The 19,353-nt window shown below is 40.7% G+C and carries 20 protein-coding genes; 6 read left to right on the top strand and 14 right to left on the bottom strand.

All coding sequences use genetic code 11. The annotated features are described in order from the left end of the window. The 8 genes from UJ203_RS18625 to UJ203_RS18590 all read right to left on the bottom strand — a co-directional run. The coding region (locus tag UJ203_RS18625) for a class III lanthipeptide (protein WP_202853938.1) at positions 1 to 76 on the bottom strand (76 nt) is incomplete at its 3' end. A 139-nt stretch (positions 77 to 215) separates the two neighbouring features. Beyond that, complete coding sequence (locus tag UJ203_RS18620) at positions 216 to 347, bottom strand: class III lanthipeptide (RefSeq protein ID WP_188323623.1); 132 nt, start codon at positions 345 to 347, stop codon at positions 216 to 218. A gap of 141 nt (positions 348 to 488) precedes the next feature. Next, positions 489 to 620 carry a class III lanthipeptide gene (locus UJ203_RS18615; protein ID WP_188323621.1) on the bottom strand — a complete coding sequence of 44 codons (132 nt, stop codon included), beginning with the start codon at positions 618 to 620 and terminating at the stop codon, positions 489 to 491. Positions 621 to 640: 20 nt separating this feature from the next. Further along, positions 641 to 760 carry a class III lanthipeptide gene (locus UJ203_RS18610; RefSeq protein ID WP_187265387.1) on the bottom strand — a complete coding sequence of 40 codons (120 nt, stop codon included), beginning with the start codon at positions 758 to 760 and terminating at the stop codon, positions 641 to 643. A gap of 27 nt (positions 761 to 787) precedes the next feature. After that, positions 788 to 916: a class III lanthipeptide gene (locus tag UJ203_RS18605; RefSeq protein ID WP_188323620.1), complete on the bottom strand. Its 129-nt coding sequence runs from the start codon at positions 914 to 916 to the stop codon at positions 788 to 790. A gap of 46 nt (positions 917 to 962) precedes the next feature. After that, positions 963 to 1,082, bottom strand: a complete 120-nt coding sequence (locus UJ203_RS18600) for a class III lanthipeptide (RefSeq protein WP_188323619.1) — start codon at positions 1,080 to 1,082, stop codon at positions 963 to 965. 89 nt (positions 1,083 to 1,171) lie between these two features. Next, positions 1,172 to 3,769: a class III lanthionine synthetase LanKC gene (gene lanKC / locus UJ203_RS18595; protein WP_322013123.1), complete on the bottom strand. Its 2,598-nt coding sequence runs from the start codon at positions 3,767 to 3,769 to the stop codon at positions 1,172 to 1,174. Positions 3,770 to 3,798: 29 nt separating this feature from the next. After that, the gene (locus UJ203_RS18590) at positions 3,799 to 5,568 is read right to left on the bottom strand and encodes an ABC transporter ATP-binding protein (RefSeq protein ID WP_322013121.1); all 1,770 of its coding nucleotides are present in this window, start codon (positions 5,566 to 5,568) and stop codon (positions 3,799 to 3,801) included. Between the two features lie 421 nt (positions 5,569 to 5,989). Here UJ203_RS18590 and UJ203_RS18585 point away from each other — a divergent pair, with 421 nt between their 5' ends. Then, the gene (locus UJ203_RS18585; protein ID WP_322013119.1) at positions 5,990 to 7,387 is read left to right on the top strand and encodes a S8 family serine peptidase; all 1,398 of its coding nucleotides are present in this window, start codon (positions 5,990 to 5,992) and stop codon (positions 7,385 to 7,387) included. Positions 7,388 to 8,343: 956 nt separating this feature from the next. Here UJ203_RS18585 and rlmD read toward each other — a convergent pair. After that, positions 8,344 to 9,741 (bottom strand): 23S rRNA (uracil(1939)-C(5))-methyltransferase RlmD, encoded by a 1,398-nt coding sequence (gene rlmD, locus UJ203_RS18580; protein WP_105991363.1) that lies wholly within the window; start codon positions 9,739 to 9,741, stop codon positions 8,344 to 8,346. Between the two features lie 113 nt (positions 9,742 to 9,854). After that, positions 9,855 to 10,718, bottom strand: coding sequence for a DNA-3-methyladenine glycosylase (locus UJ203_RS18575; protein WP_322013116.1), 864 nt, complete (start codon positions 10,716 to 10,718; stop codon positions 9,855 to 9,857). 118 nt (positions 10,719 to 10,836) lie between these two features. On the opposite strand from UJ203_RS18575, the gene corA reads away from it, so the two are divergent. Both corA and UJ203_RS18565 read left to right on the top strand, forming a co-directional pair. Next, positions 10,837 to 11,796 (top strand): magnesium/cobalt transporter CorA, encoded by a 960-nt coding sequence (corA, locus tag UJ203_RS18570; protein WP_322013115.1) that lies wholly within the window; start codon positions 10,837 to 10,839, stop codon positions 11,794 to 11,796. Positions 11,797 to 11,895: 99 nt separating this feature from the next. Further along, positions 11,896 to 12,759 (top strand): NAD(P)-dependent oxidoreductase, encoded by an 864-nt coding sequence (locus UJ203_RS18565; protein WP_322013113.1) that lies wholly within the window; start codon positions 11,896 to 11,898, stop codon positions 12,757 to 12,759. 34 nt (positions 12,760 to 12,793) lie between these two features. Here the strand turns inward: UJ203_RS18565 and pdaA are convergent, their stop codons facing one another. Together pdaA and UJ203_RS18555 are read right to left on the bottom strand one after the other, a co-directional pair. Then, positions 12,794 to 13,585: a delta-lactam-biosynthetic de-N-acetylase gene (pdaA, locus tag UJ203_RS18560; protein ID WP_059291644.1), complete on the bottom strand. Its 792-nt coding sequence runs from the start codon at positions 13,583 to 13,585 to the stop codon at positions 12,794 to 12,796. Positions 13,586 to 13,684: 99 nt separating this feature from the next. Then, on the bottom strand, positions 13,685 to 13,870 hold the full coding sequence (locus UJ203_RS18555; protein WP_010333401.1) for an SE1561 family protein: 186 nt from the start codon (positions 13,868 to 13,870) through the stop codon (positions 13,685 to 13,687). Between the two features lie 145 nt (positions 13,871 to 14,015). Between UJ203_RS18555 and yfkAB the strand changes: the two genes are divergently transcribed. Further along, positions 14,016 to 15,137: a radical SAM/CxCxxxxC motif protein YfkAB gene (yfkAB, locus tag UJ203_RS18550; RefSeq protein WP_059291645.1), complete on the top strand. Its 1,122-nt coding sequence runs from the start codon at positions 14,016 to 14,018 to the stop codon at positions 15,135 to 15,137. Next, positions 15,138 to 15,980 carry a mechanosensitive ion channel protein MscC gene (gene mscC, locus UJ203_RS18545; RefSeq protein ID WP_083504394.1) on the top strand — a complete coding sequence of 281 codons (843 nt, stop codon included), beginning with the start codon at positions 15,138 to 15,140 and terminating at the stop codon, positions 15,978 to 15,980. Positions 15,981 to 16,015: 35 nt separating this feature from the next. On the opposite strand, the gene UJ203_RS18540 is transcribed toward mscC, so the two are convergent. Next, a complete protein-coding gene (locus tag UJ203_RS18540; RefSeq protein WP_082687919.1) occupies positions 16,016 to 16,810 on the bottom strand; it encodes a YfkD famly protein in 795 nt (264 codons plus the stop codon). Between the two features lie 70 nt (positions 16,811 to 16,880). Beyond that, on the bottom strand, positions 16,881 to 17,936 hold the full coding sequence (gene cax / locus UJ203_RS18535; protein WP_024120588.1) for a calcium/proton exchanger: 1,056 nt from the start codon (positions 17,934 to 17,936) through the stop codon (positions 16,881 to 16,883). Positions 17,937 to 18,103: 167 nt separating this feature from the next. On the opposite strand from cax, the gene UJ203_RS18530 reads away from it, so the two are divergent. Next, positions 18,104 to 19,279, top strand: a complete 1,176-nt coding sequence (locus UJ203_RS18530; RefSeq protein ID WP_322013100.1) for an MFS transporter — start codon at positions 18,104 to 18,106, stop codon at positions 19,277 to 19,279. Positions 19,280 to 19,353 lie beyond the last annotated feature (74 nt).

Raw genomic sequence — 19,353 nt, 5'->3', positions numbered from 1 at the left:
GCAAGCCACCTTTGCCTTTTGAAGCTTCTACGTCAGATCCTTCATTGAGTTGTTGAAGTTCCAATACATCTTTCATTTGGTTTGACCTCCTTTTTATCATTTATTACAACTTTGCTAATAGTAAATGACAATGAGTGTTGTTAGAAGTGCCTACCCATTGTTCCTACTTCAGCACTTGATGTACGTAGAAAATCTTTTTTGTTATGTGTGGCCTTTTATCCACAGTTGTTGCTAATAGTAGATGTGCCTACTATCGTTGTGATTAGTGTAAGCAAGCCACCTTTGCCTTTTGAAGCTTCTACGTCAGATCCTTCATTGAGTTGTTGAAGTTCCAATACATCTTTCATTTGGTTTGACCTCCTTTTTATCATTTATTACAACTTTGCTAATAGTAAATGTACGATGAGTGTTATTAGAAGTGAGCACCCATTGTTCCTACTTCAGCACTTGATGTACGTAAGAAAATCTTTTTTGTTATGTGTGGCCTTTTATCCACAGTTATTGCTAATAGTAGATGTGCCAACTACCGTTGTGATTAGTGTAAGCAAGCCACCTTTGCCTTTTGAAGCTTCTACGTCAGATCCTTCATTGAGTTGTTGAAGTTCCAATACATCTTTCATTTGGTTTCATCTCCTTTTTATCATTTATTACAACTATTGCTAATAGTAGATGTACCGATGAGTGTTGTCAGAAGTGTCCACCCAGCTGTTTCTACTTCAGAACCTTTACTCAATTGTTGTAACTCTAGTACTTCATTCATTTGTTCATCCACCCCTCTTAATTACCCTTAACAGTTATTGCTAATAGTAGATGTGCCAACTATCGTTGTGATTAGCGTAAGCAAGCCACCTTTGCCTTTTGAAGCTTCTACGTCAGATCCTTCACTGAGTTGTTGAAGTTCCAATACATCTTTCATTTGGTTTCACCTCCTTTCAAGTACTCTTTCTTTGATTATGCTTCAATTAGCAATGATTGCTAATGGTAGATAATGTTACAGAAATAGTTGTTAGAGTAACAGTCCATGCCGCAGGCTCTACTTCAGATTTTTCATTAAATTGTTGAAGTTCTAACACCTCTTTCATTTTCTTTTCTCACCTCCTTCGTAAGTTCTGTATATTAACTGCTATAATTCCAATCTTCAATGATTATCATCAACTATAAGTGTTAGAGTTTAATTGTTTAACAACAATTCTTTTTTAGTCTTATTTAAGAAACTATCAATTTTTATTATTGGCAACCAATATAACGGATTTGAGAACTGGATAGAGTTTATGCCCAATATTATGCCAGCACTTCCAGAGTAGTAATCATCTGCTAAACGAAAACTGAAGTTTCCAGGGAATAATACTTGATCATCTTTGCGGATAAGAAACAATTCTAGTTTTTTCAATGCCAGCTCAATCTGCTGACTGATTTCATTATTTTCCTTAGTCATTGACGGGATTAACAAGAAACTACCGACCCCATCAAACAATCCACCGCTATATGCAATTCTTACTTTATTTAAATTGATTATTTGCTCTAATTCTTCTCTAAATAAATTATTATTTCCTACATAATTTAAATACCAAATAGCAACTCCTATTCCGATTGATCCTCCTGATAAATAGGGTAGTAATCGAGGGTTTTGATCATCATACGTTTGCAAAGTATTCGTCTCTTCATCTACCTTACAATGTTTTAAATCCCACTCAATATATTCTTTTGACTTTACATAATATTTTTCTTTCTTAGTAACTGAATATAATGCCGCATAGAATAAAGATATTCCTGACCAACCATCAATCAAACCTATAGGGACTGCTGCAAAATCAGTTGCTGATAATTTATCATCTTCATTAATCCTATTTTCTATCTGATCAGCAATTTTTTCAGAAGTAACCAAAAAGTCATCATTATCTTCCTCCAAGTATAAGCTAATTAATGAAAGACCTATTCCCGACAATCCTGACCTTAATGAAATATCTTTCATATCTTCATATGACAGATTATTGAATAAGTTCATAGCTTCCTCTATGTACCCCAATTCATACAATGTTGCTGCGATACCAACTCGTCCTGTAAATAACCCAATATCATCATTAAGTACATGCAATTTTTTTAGTAAAACATTTTCAATCCAATCCCGAACTTGCTTGTTGACGTTTCCAGATCTGTACAATGCCAATGCAGCTCCAGTTCCTCCAGTTAGTACATTTAACTTTCCAGATGGCATTACAAATTGCCGCACATCGCCATGAATTAGCGAGCTGTTGGGCAACATATTACTCTCTATGCTGTTTCTCAATCCATTTATAACTTTTGACATGTCCAATTCTTTTTTGATTTCACTGTCATAATTATTCTTGAATATCTTTTCTTTGGTGTCAGATAAGTATCTGTCACATAGATTTTCTGTATTTACAACATATTGATAAACATCTTTGCCAAATTCATTCTCTATCCACATATCATGTTTCTTTTTAATGCTTTCTTCTATATCAGTAACTGGACCTATTGGCAGAATACAAAATCTTAAAACTTTCTTTAGTGCATACCAATCTCGCTCCTTATGATTCTTATTTTTCTTATTTGTATAGCCAATTGTTTGCAACGCTCCATTTTCTTCAGAGAGAGCACTAGCAGCCTCAAAATCAATAATCTTAACATTTGATTCGGGGGTAATCATTATATTTTGGGGTTGCAAATCTCCCATACCAACATCTTTACTATGTACTAGTTTAATTGTTTCTATCAAGCTATTAATTATTTTTTTCACCTTACTAATGTATTCATTTTTATCATTCTCAATGTTGAAAGGATAATTGATTGCACACCATGATTGAAGGGTTACACCTTTTACAAATTCTTCAACTAAAAATACATGTTTCCATGCTTTAAAGTAATCGAGCACATTAACAACACCTTCAACTTCTGTAAGTGTATTTAATGCTTCGTATTCTATATTCAATCTATCAATCGCATCATTTAATTGACCATCTAATCCTACTTTAGGTCTCCCTTCTTTGATCACCACTTTTTTTCCATCTGATTTTCTTATTCCTGTATATATACCGCCACCATTGTTAAACCTAAGGACTCCTTGGAACTCATAATCATTAAAATTACTTACATCTTGAGTATCTAATAAGTTATTCTTGGTATCTAAATATTGATCAAAATCACTTACGAATTCAGGTATTTTATAATATGGCTGCCTATTGTCTGGGATTAAATTTCCATTTTCATCTTTAATGCAAAGTTCTCCTCTTTCATTGTAAATATTCTTAAATGCACCGTATCGGTAATATATATTGCTACCCTTCCATGATTTGTCATTTAGTATGTATGGTCCATTCTCGTAGTGTTTTAATTCTTCATAAAGTTCATTTAATAACCCGAAGAACATGTTATCAGAAGAAGGATAGATAGCAATAAATTTTCCAGATGAAGTTCGATTACCATGCTTTGAATTCATATTAAAAAGAGATTGTTTATCTTTAATATGCTTAAATGGTATCTGATGTTTAAATATAATTTGACTCACAACTTCTAATATATCCTGAGCATTATTCATTGTCGCACTTATGTGTATTTTCCAGCCTTGTTCTTTGAGGGTATGATTGGGATTATTATAAAACTTCCACGGTGATTTATATTCTGTACTAACAGTATAGTAATTTGGCATATTATGTACTTCGTATGGATCAGTCTCTGCATTTGGGCTTTTCTCTATATAGTACTTTGAATCTTCACTCATGTGTTGGAAATAAACTAATTTTTTGTCCATTTTGTTCTCGCCTCTCTTAAGCGCTCTTTTTAATTGGTTAATACTAATGGATCTGTACTATCTTCTTTAAACTGCTGCTCACAGAATTGACGATACAATTTATGACTACGCTTTAACTCCCAATGATTCCCTTGACCTGTCACCTCACCATTTTCCATAAAAATGATATTGTCAGCGTTTATAATGGTGGATAACCTATGTGCTATTATAATAGCGGTTCTATCCTTCATGAGCTTCTTCATTGCTTCGTTCACAATTTGTTCAGAATGACTGTCAAGACTTGCAGTTGCTTCATCCAAAAAGATTATATTTGGATCCTTCAGAAACATTCTCGCAATAGCAATTCTTTGTCGTTGTCCTCCTGATAAGTTTAGACCTTTTTCTCCAATATTAGTTTCTAACTCGTTAGGCAATTCACTTATAAATTGCCATGCATATGCCTTCTTACATGCTTCTACTATTTTTTTTTCATCTGGGGGATTTTCTAAACCAAAGATGAGATTGTCTCTAATAGTACCACTTATTAAATCGTGATTCTGTGCTACATATCCTATTTGGCTACGCCATGATTTTAATGAAAATAACTCAATATTCTCTTCACCAAAATAAATATTTCCGCTATTAGGATTATAATATCTTTCCAGAATAGAGATGATTGTGGTTTTACCACTACCACTAGGACCTACTAAGGCATTTACACTTCCCCCTTTTATTATTAAATTAATATTATTCAAGGAAAATGCCTTATCCTCTTTACCATAGCAAAATGATAAATTTTCAATCACTAAATCTTTATAGGTTTCCGCTAATTCTTTCCCTTTATGCTGATCTTCTCCTTGCTCATATATCAATTGAGAAATTCTTTCTGTTGCACCTATCGTCTTTTGTATTTGAGTAAAGAATAACCCAAAGTTATTAAGTGGACCTATGATATAGAACATAAGTGTCAGAAATGCAATAAAGGTTCCTGGCGATAAACTTCCATTGGCTAATTTAACCCCTCCGAATCCAATTATGCTAATAATGATAAGCATCATCATTAAATTAATGATAGGGTTTAAAATAACCATCCATTTTGTTTGCTTTAGGCCTATATTTCTTAAAGCTTCAATATCTTCTTTTCCTCTTTCTACTTGTAATTTTTCTGCAGTTGAAGATTTAATTAGTCTTATTGAGGATATTGTTTCAACAGCTCTTACATTTAATTCTCCTGTTAAGCTTTGTGTCATTTTAGATAATTTTGATAAAATTCTTCCTAAAGGTATAAAAATCAACAAATAAACTGGAATTGCTACGATAATCACCAATGTCAATTGCCAATCATAGTAAAACAACCAAAATCCACAAAAAAGCACTATTAATATAGCATTAATAAATTGCGAAAAAGAGTTACTTACTAAGTTGTAAATCACCGTAGTATCATTAACAAATCTACTTGCTATATCTGCAGAACGATTCTTATCGTAAAATTCTATAGGTAGTATTACTATCTTTTCCCATAATAAATTTCTGAGATTTGCAACAACGTTATATCCTACTACACTTAACATATAACTACCAACTGCCCCGATTACTCCGCTGATTAAAAATATTGCCAGAAGACCTAAAAGATCCCATAAATTGATCTTTTCAAGAATATTATAATAGTCTATTAGACTTTTTAAATAATGAGGCACTAAAGTAGAAGCTATTGCGCTTAATCCACTTAATAATATTGCCAATATAAATAATCTTATATTCGGTCTGGTTTTTCTCAGTAAGAAGAAAAACTCTTTCGAGTTAAAATTGGGGTTGGTCATCATTTTCACCTCTTCCATTTATTCCAATGTTTCGACTTTTTAAATCGAATGACTCATGATACCTTTCCTAATATTCCTATAAACAATATTTCACACATAATAACTGCAAGTCAATATATAATTTTACAAATTATGAAAAAACAGGTCTTTGGTTTTGCATTATTCTACTCATGTATATTTACCCATAGTAATTTTGACCCACAAAACCAAAGGTGTAGTATAAAAGAATAAAAAGAAGTTTAATTTAATCAAACTAAAGGTGAATTTCTCGGGATAATTACTGATAATTAGAAAAATATGTATTGACTGATTTACTTATATTTTATAAACTTGAATTTAATATACTTATTTTTGGAAAGGGGGTAAATTATATACAATCTTATTATTTAATGAACTGTATTAAGGGAAAGGAGTATAAAAAATGAAGAATTTAAGAAGATTTTCGATGGTTTTCATATTTGTAATTGTATCCAGTTTACAGCCTATAAGCTCTCATGCTGAAGAATCAAATTATGATGAATCTATCATAATTAACCTCGACTCAAAAGTAAGTGAATCGACAATAAACAAGGTTCAGGAAAAGTATTCAAATATAGAAACAAATTATATTAAAGAACTAGATTTATTGGTAATAGATAATATAAAACCAAGCCAATTTTCAGCAATCAAAGATATTGCTAAAGAAAAATTAGACGCAAAAGAAATTATTGAGGATAAAGAGATTTCTCTTCCTGATAAAAGTAAACAGATTCCTGCTAAAGTGGCATTTTCATCACAATTCACGGAAGATAATGACACTCTTTATGACAGTTGGTTATGGAATATCAAGCAAGTTACAAATGATTATCGAAGTTATCATATAAATAAAGGATCTCATAATACAAAAGTAGGAGTAATCGATTCAGGCATAGATTTCAATCATCCAGACCTCAAAAATAATATTGTAGATACTGGAGAGTCTTTTGTTCCAGTTGAAGATAATACACAAGACTTTTATGGGCATGGAACTTCTGTGGCTGGGATAATTGCTGCTAATGGGGGTGTAAAAGGAGTTGGACCAAATCTTGGTTTAGTGCCGTATAAAGTATTTGATAAAAACGGTAAATCTAAAACAAGTTGGGTTATAAGCGCAATTGTTAAAGCTACGGAAGATGATATGGACGTAATTAATTTAAGTTTATCTACTTTCTTATCAAAAAAAGATAAAGAAGATAGAGAGACTATAAAACTTTTTGAAAAAGCTTTTAAATTCGCTAGAAAACACAATACTTTAATTGTTGCAGCAGCTGGAAACCATGGATATGATATCTCAAATTCAAAAAAACTTGCACAACAATTAGGTAAATCAAAGGACAATATCCTACATCTTCCTGGTGGTGATAACGATGTAATTACTGTATCTGCCACCACAGCGCAAAATACAAAAGCTTCTTACTCAAATTATGGAAAAAACATCTCAATTGCAGCTCCAGGTGGTGATCTTGACCCAAGTTTTCTGGATACAAATAAGATTGATCTATATAGCTTGGTATGGACTACTTCCCCTGTAAATATCCCGCAAACTCCGCTAAGTAAGTCACTAGGCTTTCAAGAGGGATATGAACCTACTTTAGGGACAAGTGTAGCAGCTCCAATAGTAACTGCTACAGCAGCCCTATTAAAGACAGAATACTACGAAAAATACGGAGAGGAGATGCCAATTCGTAAGGTTAAAGAAAACTTATATCAGAACACAGACCACGTTGAAAACTTAGATAAGAATGAAGTTGGTAGCGGTATCGTAAATGCTTACGAATCATTGCTTAATATTGAGAGATAGAAGATATTAAGCAGTTATCGAACTTTCACTAAAAATACTTTGATAAATAAAAAAAGATTACTAGACGATAATGATGATGAAGCTAGAGATGAAATAAACCGTATTTATGAGATATTGAGAATAACTAAACAAGTTGATTTCACAAGCAACTTACTATTACTAAGTTGCTTGTGTCATATTTTATTACAGCCTGAGTATTCAATTCTTTAGCTACAAGCTTGTTGATTTCTTTATCCGCACTAAACCCAGCATGTAACAGCACCTAAGCCGGTATTCAAAGATTAGCCAACCAAATAATAAAAATGGGAAATAAAAAACTTATAACCCCCTCCCCTTCAGAACCTATCATTAGAAAGTAAGTCGTCTTTGTATACCTTGGTTAACGTTTAGGCAGTTCATTTTTTCTATAACATTTGAATTAATGACTGTATAAAGCTAGAATTTACTAAGAAAATAAATGTTATTTAACCAAAGAATATACTCTTTTAGTTGTGTTCTAGCTTCTTTATTATTTTTTAAAAATACGTTAAGTAATGCTACTTTCATCAATTCCACTCAAAAGGACAGACATGAACTCCCTTCTCTTATATCTCCATTGTAAATTTATGTTTTAAATATTACAGACGAAGCAAATCTCTTCCCTCTTACTATGTACAAAAATAATATACATCTCTAAATCAGACCCTTCCAACCCGCATTCCACCGTTCGAGTTAAAATAGACTTTTCCTACCGAACCCCCATTTTCATACTTTTTCTGTTCAAAATTGGCTGTTTTTCACCCGCTTTTCAACACGCTTTTTCAACTCTTTTCGTCAGTTAAAATAAAGATCTCCAAGAAATGAAGGAAGATAAAATTCAGAAAAGACAGTCAAGTCAAGGTTTGCGCATGAAAAAGACCCGGAAATCGGAATTGTTTATTTTACCGAAATCCAGATCTGATTAGGAATTGATTATGTTAGTTAGATTTCAATACAAGCTTCGCCACTGCTTCAACGTGAGCCGTCTGCGGAAACATATCCACAGGCTGAATATATTCCACGCGATAGTCTTTCGACAGCGCCTGCAAATCTTTCGCAAGCGTGGATGGATTGCAGGAAACGTAGACAAAACGTTTCGGTTTAACTTTTTTGATCGTATCCAGGAACGTGCTGTCACAGCCGGTTCTTGGCGGATCAACGATGACGACGTCCGGGCGGAAGCCTTCTTTCGTCCATTTCGGGAGCCAGTGCTCGGCTGTTCCTGTTACGTACGTGGCGTTTGTCATGCCGTGTTTTTTGGCATTTTTCTTGGCATCGTCAATCGATTCTTTGATGACGTCCATGCCGCGGACTTCCTTCGCTCCGTCCGCCACCCACATGCCGATGGTGCCGACGCCGCAATACGCGTCAACGACTTTTTCTTTCCCGGTCAGCTGCGCCGCTTTTTTCACTTCATCATACAGCTTGACGGTTTGCTCCGGATTGAGCTGGAAGAAGGCGCGGGCGCTCAATTCAAAAGATACGTCGCCGAGCACCTCTTGAATTACGGTATGTCCGGCGAGGGGTTTTGATTTCTCACCGAAAATAACAGAGGTTTTCGCTCCGTTTACATTTTGAATAATGGATTTCACCTCAGGCAGGCGCTTTTGGATCGCTTTGACGATTTCTTCCTTATGCGGAAGCGTTTCTTTTGCTGTTACAAGCACGACCTGCACTTCGCCTGTTTCAAAGCCGACTCTCGTCACTATCGTGCGAACGTCGCCTTTTCGTTTTCTTTCATTATAAACAGACACATTGAAGTCCTCTAAAATGCGGCGGACGATGCCTGTTGTTTTGTTGGTTGCCGGATGCTGAACGATGCAGTCTTTGATCGGCACGATATCATGAGAATCAAGGCCGTATAAGCCGGCGATGATGCTGCCGCTTTGTGAGCGTCCGATCTGGAATTGGCTTTTGTTGCGGTAATTCCATGGGTTGTCCATGCCGACCGTTTCTCTGATATCCATGTTTTCGACTTTGAACTTCGTATGGCGCTCCAGAGACTGGATGACGATGTCGCGCTTTTCCCGAAGCTGCTGGCTGTAAGCAAGATGCTGAAGCTGGCAGCCGCCGCACTGCTCGTAGACAGGGCAAGGCGGTGCCACTCGATGCTCCGAAGCCTTGCGTATCTTCTTGATCCGTCCCTCCGAAAACTTCGGCTGCACTTTCGTCGCTTGGACGACAACCTCTTCACCAGGAAGCGCGCCGGGCACGAACACGACTTTTTTCTTGAAATAGCCGACGCCTTCCCCGTTAATTCCGAGACGTTTAATCGTCAGCGGAAAGGTCTGTCCGACTTTCAGTTCGACGGGCGCCTTTTTGTTTTGTTGGTTCACGTTGTTCTCTCCGTTTCTATATGAAGCTTTCTGCAGATGGCAGAAAGTGAAATGTTTTTTTCACATCTTTCTAGTATAACACGTTTCCACGATTTCCTTCATTGTCAGACGAATTATTCTATACTCCTCCACAAATACAACGACGCATAGCTCAAATAAGGCTCCCACTCCTTGCTCATCGCGAGCATAACATCCTTTGCCGGTTTGTCGTCCAAATTGAAGTGGCGTTTGATCGCGTTTTGCAGTCCGATATCGGCCAGCGGGAATAAATTGGGCCTTCCGAGCCCAAACATCAGCACGTTTTGTACTGTCCATGGGCCGATGCCTCTGATTTTGATCAGTTTCTTCATGATGTCTTCATCTGTCAGTTGGGGCAGCTCTGACAAGTCGAGTGTGCCTTCTGCGATCATCCTTGACGTATCAATGGCGTATTCCGCTTTTCTCATGCTGAACTGGAGCTCGCGGAGATCTTGATAATCCAGCGCCGCAATCGTTTCCGGCTTCGGATAGCACCACACGCCGTCCTTCTGCTCGCCGAACGTATGGACAAACCGTTCTGTCAAGGTGTACGCAAAAGATAGATTCAGCTGCTGGTGCACAATGCATTTCATGATACAGTTGTACACGCTGTAGTCCAATACGAGCGGCGTGCCTGCATGATCTTCAAAAATCGCGGAAAGATTCGTTTTTGAGAAATGGTCAAGGACATGCTGCAAATCATGTTCCCATTGAAAAATCCGTTTGATTTCCTTCATCATGTCTTCCTGCTCTGTTTCCCCGCTGACGAGAAACTCGGGCTCGTCCGCATGGCCTAACGCCTGCACCTTCACAATACATACGTCACCGGCCTTATTTCTGATCGGCACTCTTATTTCCCGCGCTTTCAAATCAACTGCATTCAGAGGGTCTAGCGCCAGCCTGTCGAGCACACGGTCAAAATGGTACGGCGGTGTGACCGATACTTTTTCTTTCCACATATGATCAGCCCTTTTTCCGTATTTTGTTCAGTATACCACGCCGCTGGAAATCTGTAGAAAACACTGTATACTTTTCTGAAAAAGGCCGCATGATATAATGGCAGGTGGAGGGTTGTTTATGATCAACATTACCGCTATCACAACACAGCATCAGCTTTTGAAAAATATACCGATCGAACGGGTTGAACAGCCGGATATTGCGTGGTACTGGGTTGATTTTTACGGCCCGGAGGAAACGGAAACCGCGTTATTGAGAGATTTTTTTCATTTTCATCCGCTTGCGATTGAAGATTGCTTTCAGCATATGCAGCGCCCGAAGCTTGACCATTACGACGGCTATCGCTTTTACGTGCTTCATGCGCTGAATCAGGAAACACTTGAGACCGAGGAAGTCGATATCTTTCAAGGCGAAAAATTTGTCGTCACCTTTCATTTACACGAAACGCCCGGTATCGCCAAAGTCCGGGAGCGATTATATACTTCACCGGACATGTTAAAAAAAGGGCCGGGGCATATTTCTTACATGATCATGGATCAGCTTGTTGATGAATATTTTCCTCTGGTGTACAAAATAGAAGACCGGCTAAATGAGATTGAAGACAGCCGCAGCCACAAAACGTACGGGACGCTGATGAGCGAGGTGTTTGACCTCAGAACAGACCTATTGCATCTCAGGCGGACCATTATTCCGATGCGTGATTTGCTGTATCGGATTTTAAGCCTTGACCATGTGAAAGAGCAGCGGGAAACAAAGGCATACTTCAGCGATATTTACGATCATTTATTAAAGCTTACAGAAATTGTGGAATCTAACCGCGACATGACGTCCGATTTGCGTGACAGCTACGTGACACTGAATTCGAACAGGATGAATGCGATTATGATGACATTGACCATCGTGTCTACGATTTTTATCCCGCTCACGTTTATCGCCGGCGTTTACGGCATGAACTTCGACAACATGCCGGAGCTTCACTGGAAATACGGATATTTCGCCGTGCTTGGCCTGATGGCCGCTCTTGTGGCCGGCATGCTGATATGGTTTGTACATAAAGGATGGTTCAACATCTTTAAATGAGGACAGCGTGAAGCTGTTCTTTTTATTTTGGTAAGCCGATTTCCAGCATATCCTGTTCATTTTGTATATAATGAAAAAAATGTTCAGGGAGTGATCAGATTGAAAATCGCTGTAATCGGACTCGGCAATATGGGACAGCCCATTGCCCGGAACGTGCTTCAAGCAGGCTATCGTTTGACAGTATACAATCGGACGAAAGAAAAGACGGAAGAATTCGCATCCCAGGGCGCCCAAGTGGCAGAAACGCCGCGCCAGGCGGCCGAGACCGCTGATATCGTTGTGACAATGCTTTCTGATGACAATTCTGTCAGCGCCGTGACATTCGGCAAAGACGGATTGATTGAAGGATTATCAGAGAATGGCATTCACATTTCGATGAGCACGATCAGTGTGGAGTTCTCAGAAAAACTCGCGGCCGCCCATGCCGAAAAAGGACAATCCTTCCTTGCGGCTCCTGTGCTGGGTAGACCGGATGCCGCCGCAAAAGCCGCGCTTCGCATTATAGCGGCAGGACCCGCGGAAGCGAAAAAAACAGCAAAACCTCTGCTCGAAAGCTTGAGTCAGCAAGTGTTTGACGTCGGCGAAGAAAGCAAAACAGCAAACGCAGCGAAAATCAGCATCAATTTCCTGCTCGTATCCATGCTGGAGGCGTTATCTGAATCATTCCTGATGATGGAGAAATACGGATTAGAGCAAAAACAATTTTTAGAGATCGCCAACGCGCTTTTCGGCTCCCCTGTATATCAAAATTACGGAACGATCATGGCCGAGCAAACATTTGAGCCGGCGGGCTTTAAAATGTCATTGGGGTTGAAGGACACCAATCTGGCGCTCGCCGCCGCGGAGCAGGTTTCTGCAAACCTCCCTCTTGCCGAGCTGGCGAAAAGCCATTTTGAAAGCGGTATTGAAAAAGGGCTTGGAAACCTAGATTGGGCCGCTTTAATAAAATGCATAGAAAAATAGAAAAAGCCTCTCCATTGCGGAGAGGCTTTTTTGTTTACAAAGACGGCAGCTTCATTTCTTTCTCAAACATCAAGTCATCAATGCTTTTAAAGGTATAGCCTTGTTTTTTCAGGTCGGTAATCGCATCGTCCAGCGCCTCGGCATTGTCCTTGGAGACAGTGTGAAGCAGGTAAATCGCACCCGGATGCGCCTGTTTGATCATGTGGTCGTAGGCGTATTTTTTCCCTTTTTGATGATTGATTTTCCAGTCTACAAAAGCGACGGACCAGAAAACGGTTTGATAGCCCATGCGTTTTGTTTCTTTCAGCACATATTCACTGAACACACCGCGCGGCGGCCGTAAGTACAGGTTGTCCTGCTTTCCCGTGATCTTATAAACCTCTTCGTTGACTGAATCAAGCTCATCCTGAATTTGGTCAGCTGTTTTTGTCGTCAGATCCGGATGGTGAAAGGAGTGGTTGCCGATGATATGCCCTTCATCCGACATCCGTTTGATCAGCTCGGGCTGATCCTTCACGAAATGCCCGGTGACAAAAAACGTTCCTGTCACGTGATGTTTTTTTAAGACATCAAGCACCTTTGGCGTATAGCCATTTTCGTAACCGTTATCAAATGTTAAATAAATTGTTTTTTCTTTTGTATTGCCTAAATAAAACGCGTCATATTTTTTGATCAGGCTGTTCAGCTGTTTTCCCGCATCTGGCGGCTGATGATTAACGCTTCGCTTAAAGCCCCAATTAATCGGCTCATTCGGTACCGCATCTGCCTGTTTTGCTCCTGCTGCAAGCAGGACGGCGGCGCAGCATATTGCACACATCCACTTCATGGCCAGCGCTCCTTCTGCATTTTTTCTTATTTTACAGAAAGGCGCTCTGTTTTATACTGACGCTTTATGCCAATATAAAAAACCGCGGCATGCGCGGTTTTATTCCCAGTCTTTTTTAAAGCGTTCATATTTGGCTTCCAGGTCATCCAGCATGCCGATGAGCCTGTCTATATCTTCAACGTCTGTTGCTTCAGGGTCTAATGAATCGATGACGTTCATAAACATGTCTAGTCTGTTCTTTAAATAATCAAGCTGCTGATCTTTATTGTTTACTGCATTCCCCATTCTGCGCCTCCATTCATTTTTTATTATGGTAGCTCATTTTTTGCCGTTTTTCAATCGCTCCGCTACTTGCGATCTTGGCAAATCAGGTCTAAAATTAACTGTTGGCAGCGTTAGTATGCCCCATTTATAAAGGAGTTAGATAGTCATGACACAAAACACGAAGCTGCGTCCGATTACACCTGAGTTCGATCCTTGGGAAGCCTATATGGATGTCGACCAGTATGGAGATATGCAGCTGACGAACGTTGAATTTACAACGACGACACTGTGCAATATGAGATGCGAGCATTGCGCTGTAGGCTATACATTGCAGCCCAAAGACCCGAATGCTCTGCCAATAGATCTTCTGTTAAAACGGCTGGAGGAAATTCCCCGCCTCAGATCCATCAGTATTACAGGCGGAGAGCCGATGCTTTCATTAAAATCTGTAAAGGAATATGTCGTGCCGTTATTGAAATACGCCCACGAGCGCGGGGTGCGGACCCAAATCAATTCAAACCTGACTCTCGATATCGAGCGATACGAATGGATTATTCCGTATCTTGATGTGTTACATATTTCTCATAACTGGGGAACGGTTGAAGAGTTTGCGGAAATCGGTTTTGCTATGATGGACAGAAAACCGACCTTCGAACAGCGCGCGCGCTATTTTGATAAAATGATCGAAAACAGCCGCAAGCTAGTGGATGCCGGAGTGATGGTATCAGCGGAAACGATGCTGAACAAACGCACACTTCCGCACATTGAGCATATTCACCGCCAAATCACAGAAGATATGAAATGTCAGCGTCATGAAATCCATCCGATGTATCCGAGTGATTTTGCGAGCGCTCTTGAATCTCTCAGCCTGAAGGACATGAGACAGGCGATTCACCGTTTGCTGGATATTCGTGATGAAAAGACATGGATGCTGTTCGGCACACTGCCGTTTTACGCATGCAGTCCTGATGAAGAGGATCAAGAGCTGCTTCGCCGGCTTCGCACGGCGAAAAACGTGACAGTGAGAAATGACCCTGACGGCCGGTCGCGCCTGAATGTCAATATTTTTGATGGAAATATTATCGTGACCGACTTTGGCGATACACCGCCGCTCGGCAATATACAGACGGACAGCCTGCCTTCCGCCTATCAAAAGTGGAGAGAAACAAAGCTGGCCAAAGAACTGAACTGCCACTGCCCGAATGTCCGGTGCCTCGGACCAAACGTTCTCGTCAAAAACAGCTACTACCAGGATACAGATTTTTCAAAACGTCAAGCCAGGAGTTAGATGCGGATGGAAGAAACACTTACGGAGATTTTTCAGAATAAAATCGTTGATATTCTCCTCGTCGCCGTCATTTTGTGGATCGGTGTTTTTATCATTAACCGATTGGTGCAGTTATTTTTTAAACGGACGGACTTTATTGAAGAAAGAAAAGAGAAAACCATTGAAAGCCTTGTCCGTTCTATCACCCAATATACGGCGACGATCGGTTTTATCTTTTATGTTATTTCTTTATTTGTGCATGATTTCGGCAAGATTTTAGCCGGGGCGGGCGTAGCCGGTATCGTCATCGGTTTTGGCGCCCAATCACTGATTAAGGATGTGCTGGCGGGTGTGTTTTTAATTTATGAACGCCAGCTTCATAAAGGCGATTATGTGACGGTAAACAATTTATTTAACGGCACCGTCGAAGAAATCGGCCTGCGCTCGCTGCAAATCCGTGAATGGAGCGGAAAGCTTCTCACCATCAGCAACGGCGAGGTCAGACAAATAGAAAATTATAATATTGATTTTATGCGGATTACCGAATCCTTTCTCATCAGCTTTAAAGAAGATCCAGATCGTGTATACAGTGTGCTGGAGGAAGCGTGCGACATGCTGAATGAAGAGCTTCGCGATTCACTGAAGCGGGATGAATTCGGAAATCCGACAGAGCCTTTTCAAATACACGGCATCACCGCTTTGAATAAAATCAACCGCGGGGTGGAATTTACCGTAAAGGGCATGGTGCGGGATGAAGATTATTTCAGTGCCAGCCTTGCCGCCAGACGGGTTCTCGTTCGCCAGCTGTACCAAAACAATGTGCAAATGCTTGAGGAAGCTGTAAGAATCGAAAGAACCCAATAAAAAAACTGATTCCATTATAGGAATCAGTTTTTTATTTATCTCGGCTGCGAGGAAAGCTGGAAGCTAAACGTGACATGGTCTTGAACCGGAATCCACGCGCCGATTCCCTGTGACGTGACATTTTTCACAACAAGTTTTCGTTTATTGCCTTTGAGCACTAAATAGACTTCTCCGTAAGTCACTTTCCCTTTTTCATTCACAGCCGGAGCATACGCGTTTAAATAACCGAGTTTTTTCGGAGCGACTTTATAAATTTGATCTCGTTTTGTTCCCGCTCCGATGACCGTTTCAAATGCAAGCGGAAGATTTGTTTTTTTCATCGCCTTCAGCATCATCATGCTTTTGACATCTTCCGTGTTTGGAACTTTTGCTGTCAGGCCGCCCGTTACTCTATATTGCTGCTCTTGGTCATAATGCATTTCAGCCGTTTGTTTTCCGCCGCGGTTATCCGCGCGGTTTGTATTGATTTTTTTATATTCCCAGTTGGCGACTGTTTCATTCGATTCATATCCAAGCGCCCATTTCCCGAGAAATATTGTGGCCCGGTAGCCGACCGCAAGCGGTGTGCCAGAGACCGTAGACTCGTTCAGCATTTTGATGAGGTGCGGATTTTCGATCTGCACCTCTGATGAACTCAGCAGTTCCTTAGCCAGCTTGCTCGGCTGAAGCATCGGCTGATCCTGTGAAGCATTCGGATACGTGTTTTCCTTCGAAATGCTTGCTACAGAATTCGGCACCTTAAACTGCTTCTTCGCGTGGATGGGTTGAACGCCGAAAAAACTAAAGAATAACAACACAATAAGTGTGGAATGAAATAGCTTTTTCATCATATCACTCTTTCTATCGCATTTTCCTTTAGTCTTTTCATCCCGCTTTGTTGTTATCCATCATTTTTTCAGGTTAAAGAAGGAAAAAGCCGATCGCCATAATGACATAAGCCGCTAGCAGCGTGGCACCTTCAAACCAGTTGGAATCACCATCATTTGAAATGGCAATCATCAAGAGAACGGAAGATACCATCGCGACAAGCTCCGGCAGTGTAAACACAAGCGGCATGCTTACCGGGAAAAAGATGGAACAGATCACAAGAACAGGCGCGACAAACATAGCAATCTGCAGCGTCGAACCGACTGCGATCTCCACCGCAATATCCATTTTATTTTTATAGGCCATAATGATGGCTGACGCGTGTTCCGCCGCATTACCGACAATCGCAACGATGATGACCCCGATAAACAGCTCGCTCCAGCCGAACTGTTCAGCAACCGAGTGGAATGTGTGCACCAGGTTTTCGGATATGTACGCCACGACAATTGTTGCTGCAAACAAAACAATCGTGGCAACCTTCCCTGACCATTCCGGCTGCTCCTCTTCCTCAGGCTGGACAGCATTGTTCGGCTGATATACACCGCGGTGCGTGACAAGCTTAAAGTACAGAGCCGCCACATATAACAGAATCAAAATGATGCTGATCCCGATGCTTAAATTAAGCTTGCTTGTATCCCCCATTCCAACCGAAAACACCTCAGGAATTACGAAAGCCACAATAATGGCGAAAATCAAAAGCCCTGAATTATGGCGTGCATCATGGATATTAAACTCCTGCCGCTTGTATTTTAAACCGCCGACAAAAAACGATAAGCCCGCAACCAGCAGGAGATTTCCCAGCACTGAACCTGTTAAAGAGGCAAGCACGATTCCTGTAAGGCCTTCCTTTAATGCAAATAGCGAAATAATCAGCTCAACCGCATTCCCGAAGGTGGCGTTCAACAGACCGCCGATCCGCGGCCCGGCAATAATGGACAGCGATTCTGTCGCTCTTCCCATATAGCTTGCCAGAGCAATAATTGTTACACAATAGACTGCAAAGAGAATGGCAGAAGGCCAATGCATCAAACTGCCGATAACAGAAAGCGGAACACCAGCCGCCACTAATATAAAAAAGATACGATTCATAGTGAATTGACTCCTTTTGTATGACTTGTTTTATTTTTATTCTTCACAAAAATCATCATGATTACACGAGGTCAAATGTTTGCGCGCGATATAGGCTTTTTTCAGGTTGCCGGCTTTTGGAAATCGGTGTACGATCAACATAGATCTCACAAAGGAGAACAGACACGATGTCACGAATGCATTTTTTTATCCTGGTTTTGCTCGTTTCCATATCCGGGTTTTCACAAGGCATGCTGCTGCCCGTCATCTCGATTATCTTTGAAACAAATGGTGAATCAGCGGCGATTAACGGCCTGCATGCGACTGGACTCTACATCGGAGTGCTATTGGCTTCTCCGTTTATGGAGGCCCCGCTTAGAAAACTGGGCTTCAAACCGCTGATCGTCATTGGCGGAAGCATCGTCATTTTAAGCTTGTTCGGGTTCCTTTGGCTTCAGTCGGTTTGGATGTGGTTCCTGCTTCGTCTTTTCATCGGGATCGGCGACCATATGCTTCACTTTTCTACGCAAACGTGGGTGACCTCCATGTCGTCAAAGGAAAACCGCGGGAGAAATCTTTCCATTTACGGACTCTCCTTTGGCCTTGGTTTTGCTGCGGGCCCATTTATGGTCCCGTTTGTTAAGCTGAGTCCGTCACTGCCTTTTATCGTGTCAGGCTGCATCAGTTTGCTTGCGTGGCTCTTTGTTTTCTTGCTACAAAATGCATACCCGGAAACCAGCCCTCACGAAACCAAATCTGACAATAGTTTCAGACGCTTTTACCAGGCTATGCTGTTTGCATGGGTGGCGTTTATGCCTACGTTCGGGTACGGATTTCTGGAGACTGCATTAAACGGCAGCTTTCCTGTGTATGCGCTGCGTCTTGGTTTATCTGTGGACGCCGTCGCTTTGATTCTTCCTGCATTTGCGATCGGAAGCATTATTTTTCAATTCCCGCTCGGCATTCTCAGCGACAAATACGGAAGACGGAATGTGCTGCTTGTGATTTTGCTGACGGGGGCCTTCTGCTTTCTCATTGCTGGCGTGTTCCCTTTTCCTTACGTGATCGGCTGCTGCTTCTTTATTGCGGGCATGGCAGTCGGGTCAACCTTTACACTCGGCATCAGCTTTATGACAGACCTTCTTCCGTCCCACCTGCTTCCGGCGGGGAATTTGCTTTGCGGCATTTCATTCAGTCTCGGCAGCATTTTCGGGCCGATTGCAGGCGGCTGGTATATGCAAACCTTCGAAAGCGCTAACTTGTTTTATTTGATTACCCTCATTCTGGCCGCTGTCTGGCTCGCTATCGCTTTAGGCAAACCAAAAAGCTGGCCAGCGGCTGAGACCTATTCTTCCTCTTCATAAGAAAAAGCCTCCTGACACAAAGTCAGGAGGCTTTTGTTCTAATGATAGCCGTTTTGTCCGTTGGCACTTCCGCT

The organism is Bacillus sp. V26 (assembly GCF_034296245.1).
In the GTDB taxonomy this organism is placed as follows: domain Bacteria; phylum Bacillota; class Bacilli; order Bacillales; family Bacillaceae; genus Bacillus; species Bacillus halotolerans.
The sequence above is the reverse complement of the archived record's forward strand: the minus strand, read 5'-3'. Positions and strand labels throughout refer to the sequence as shown.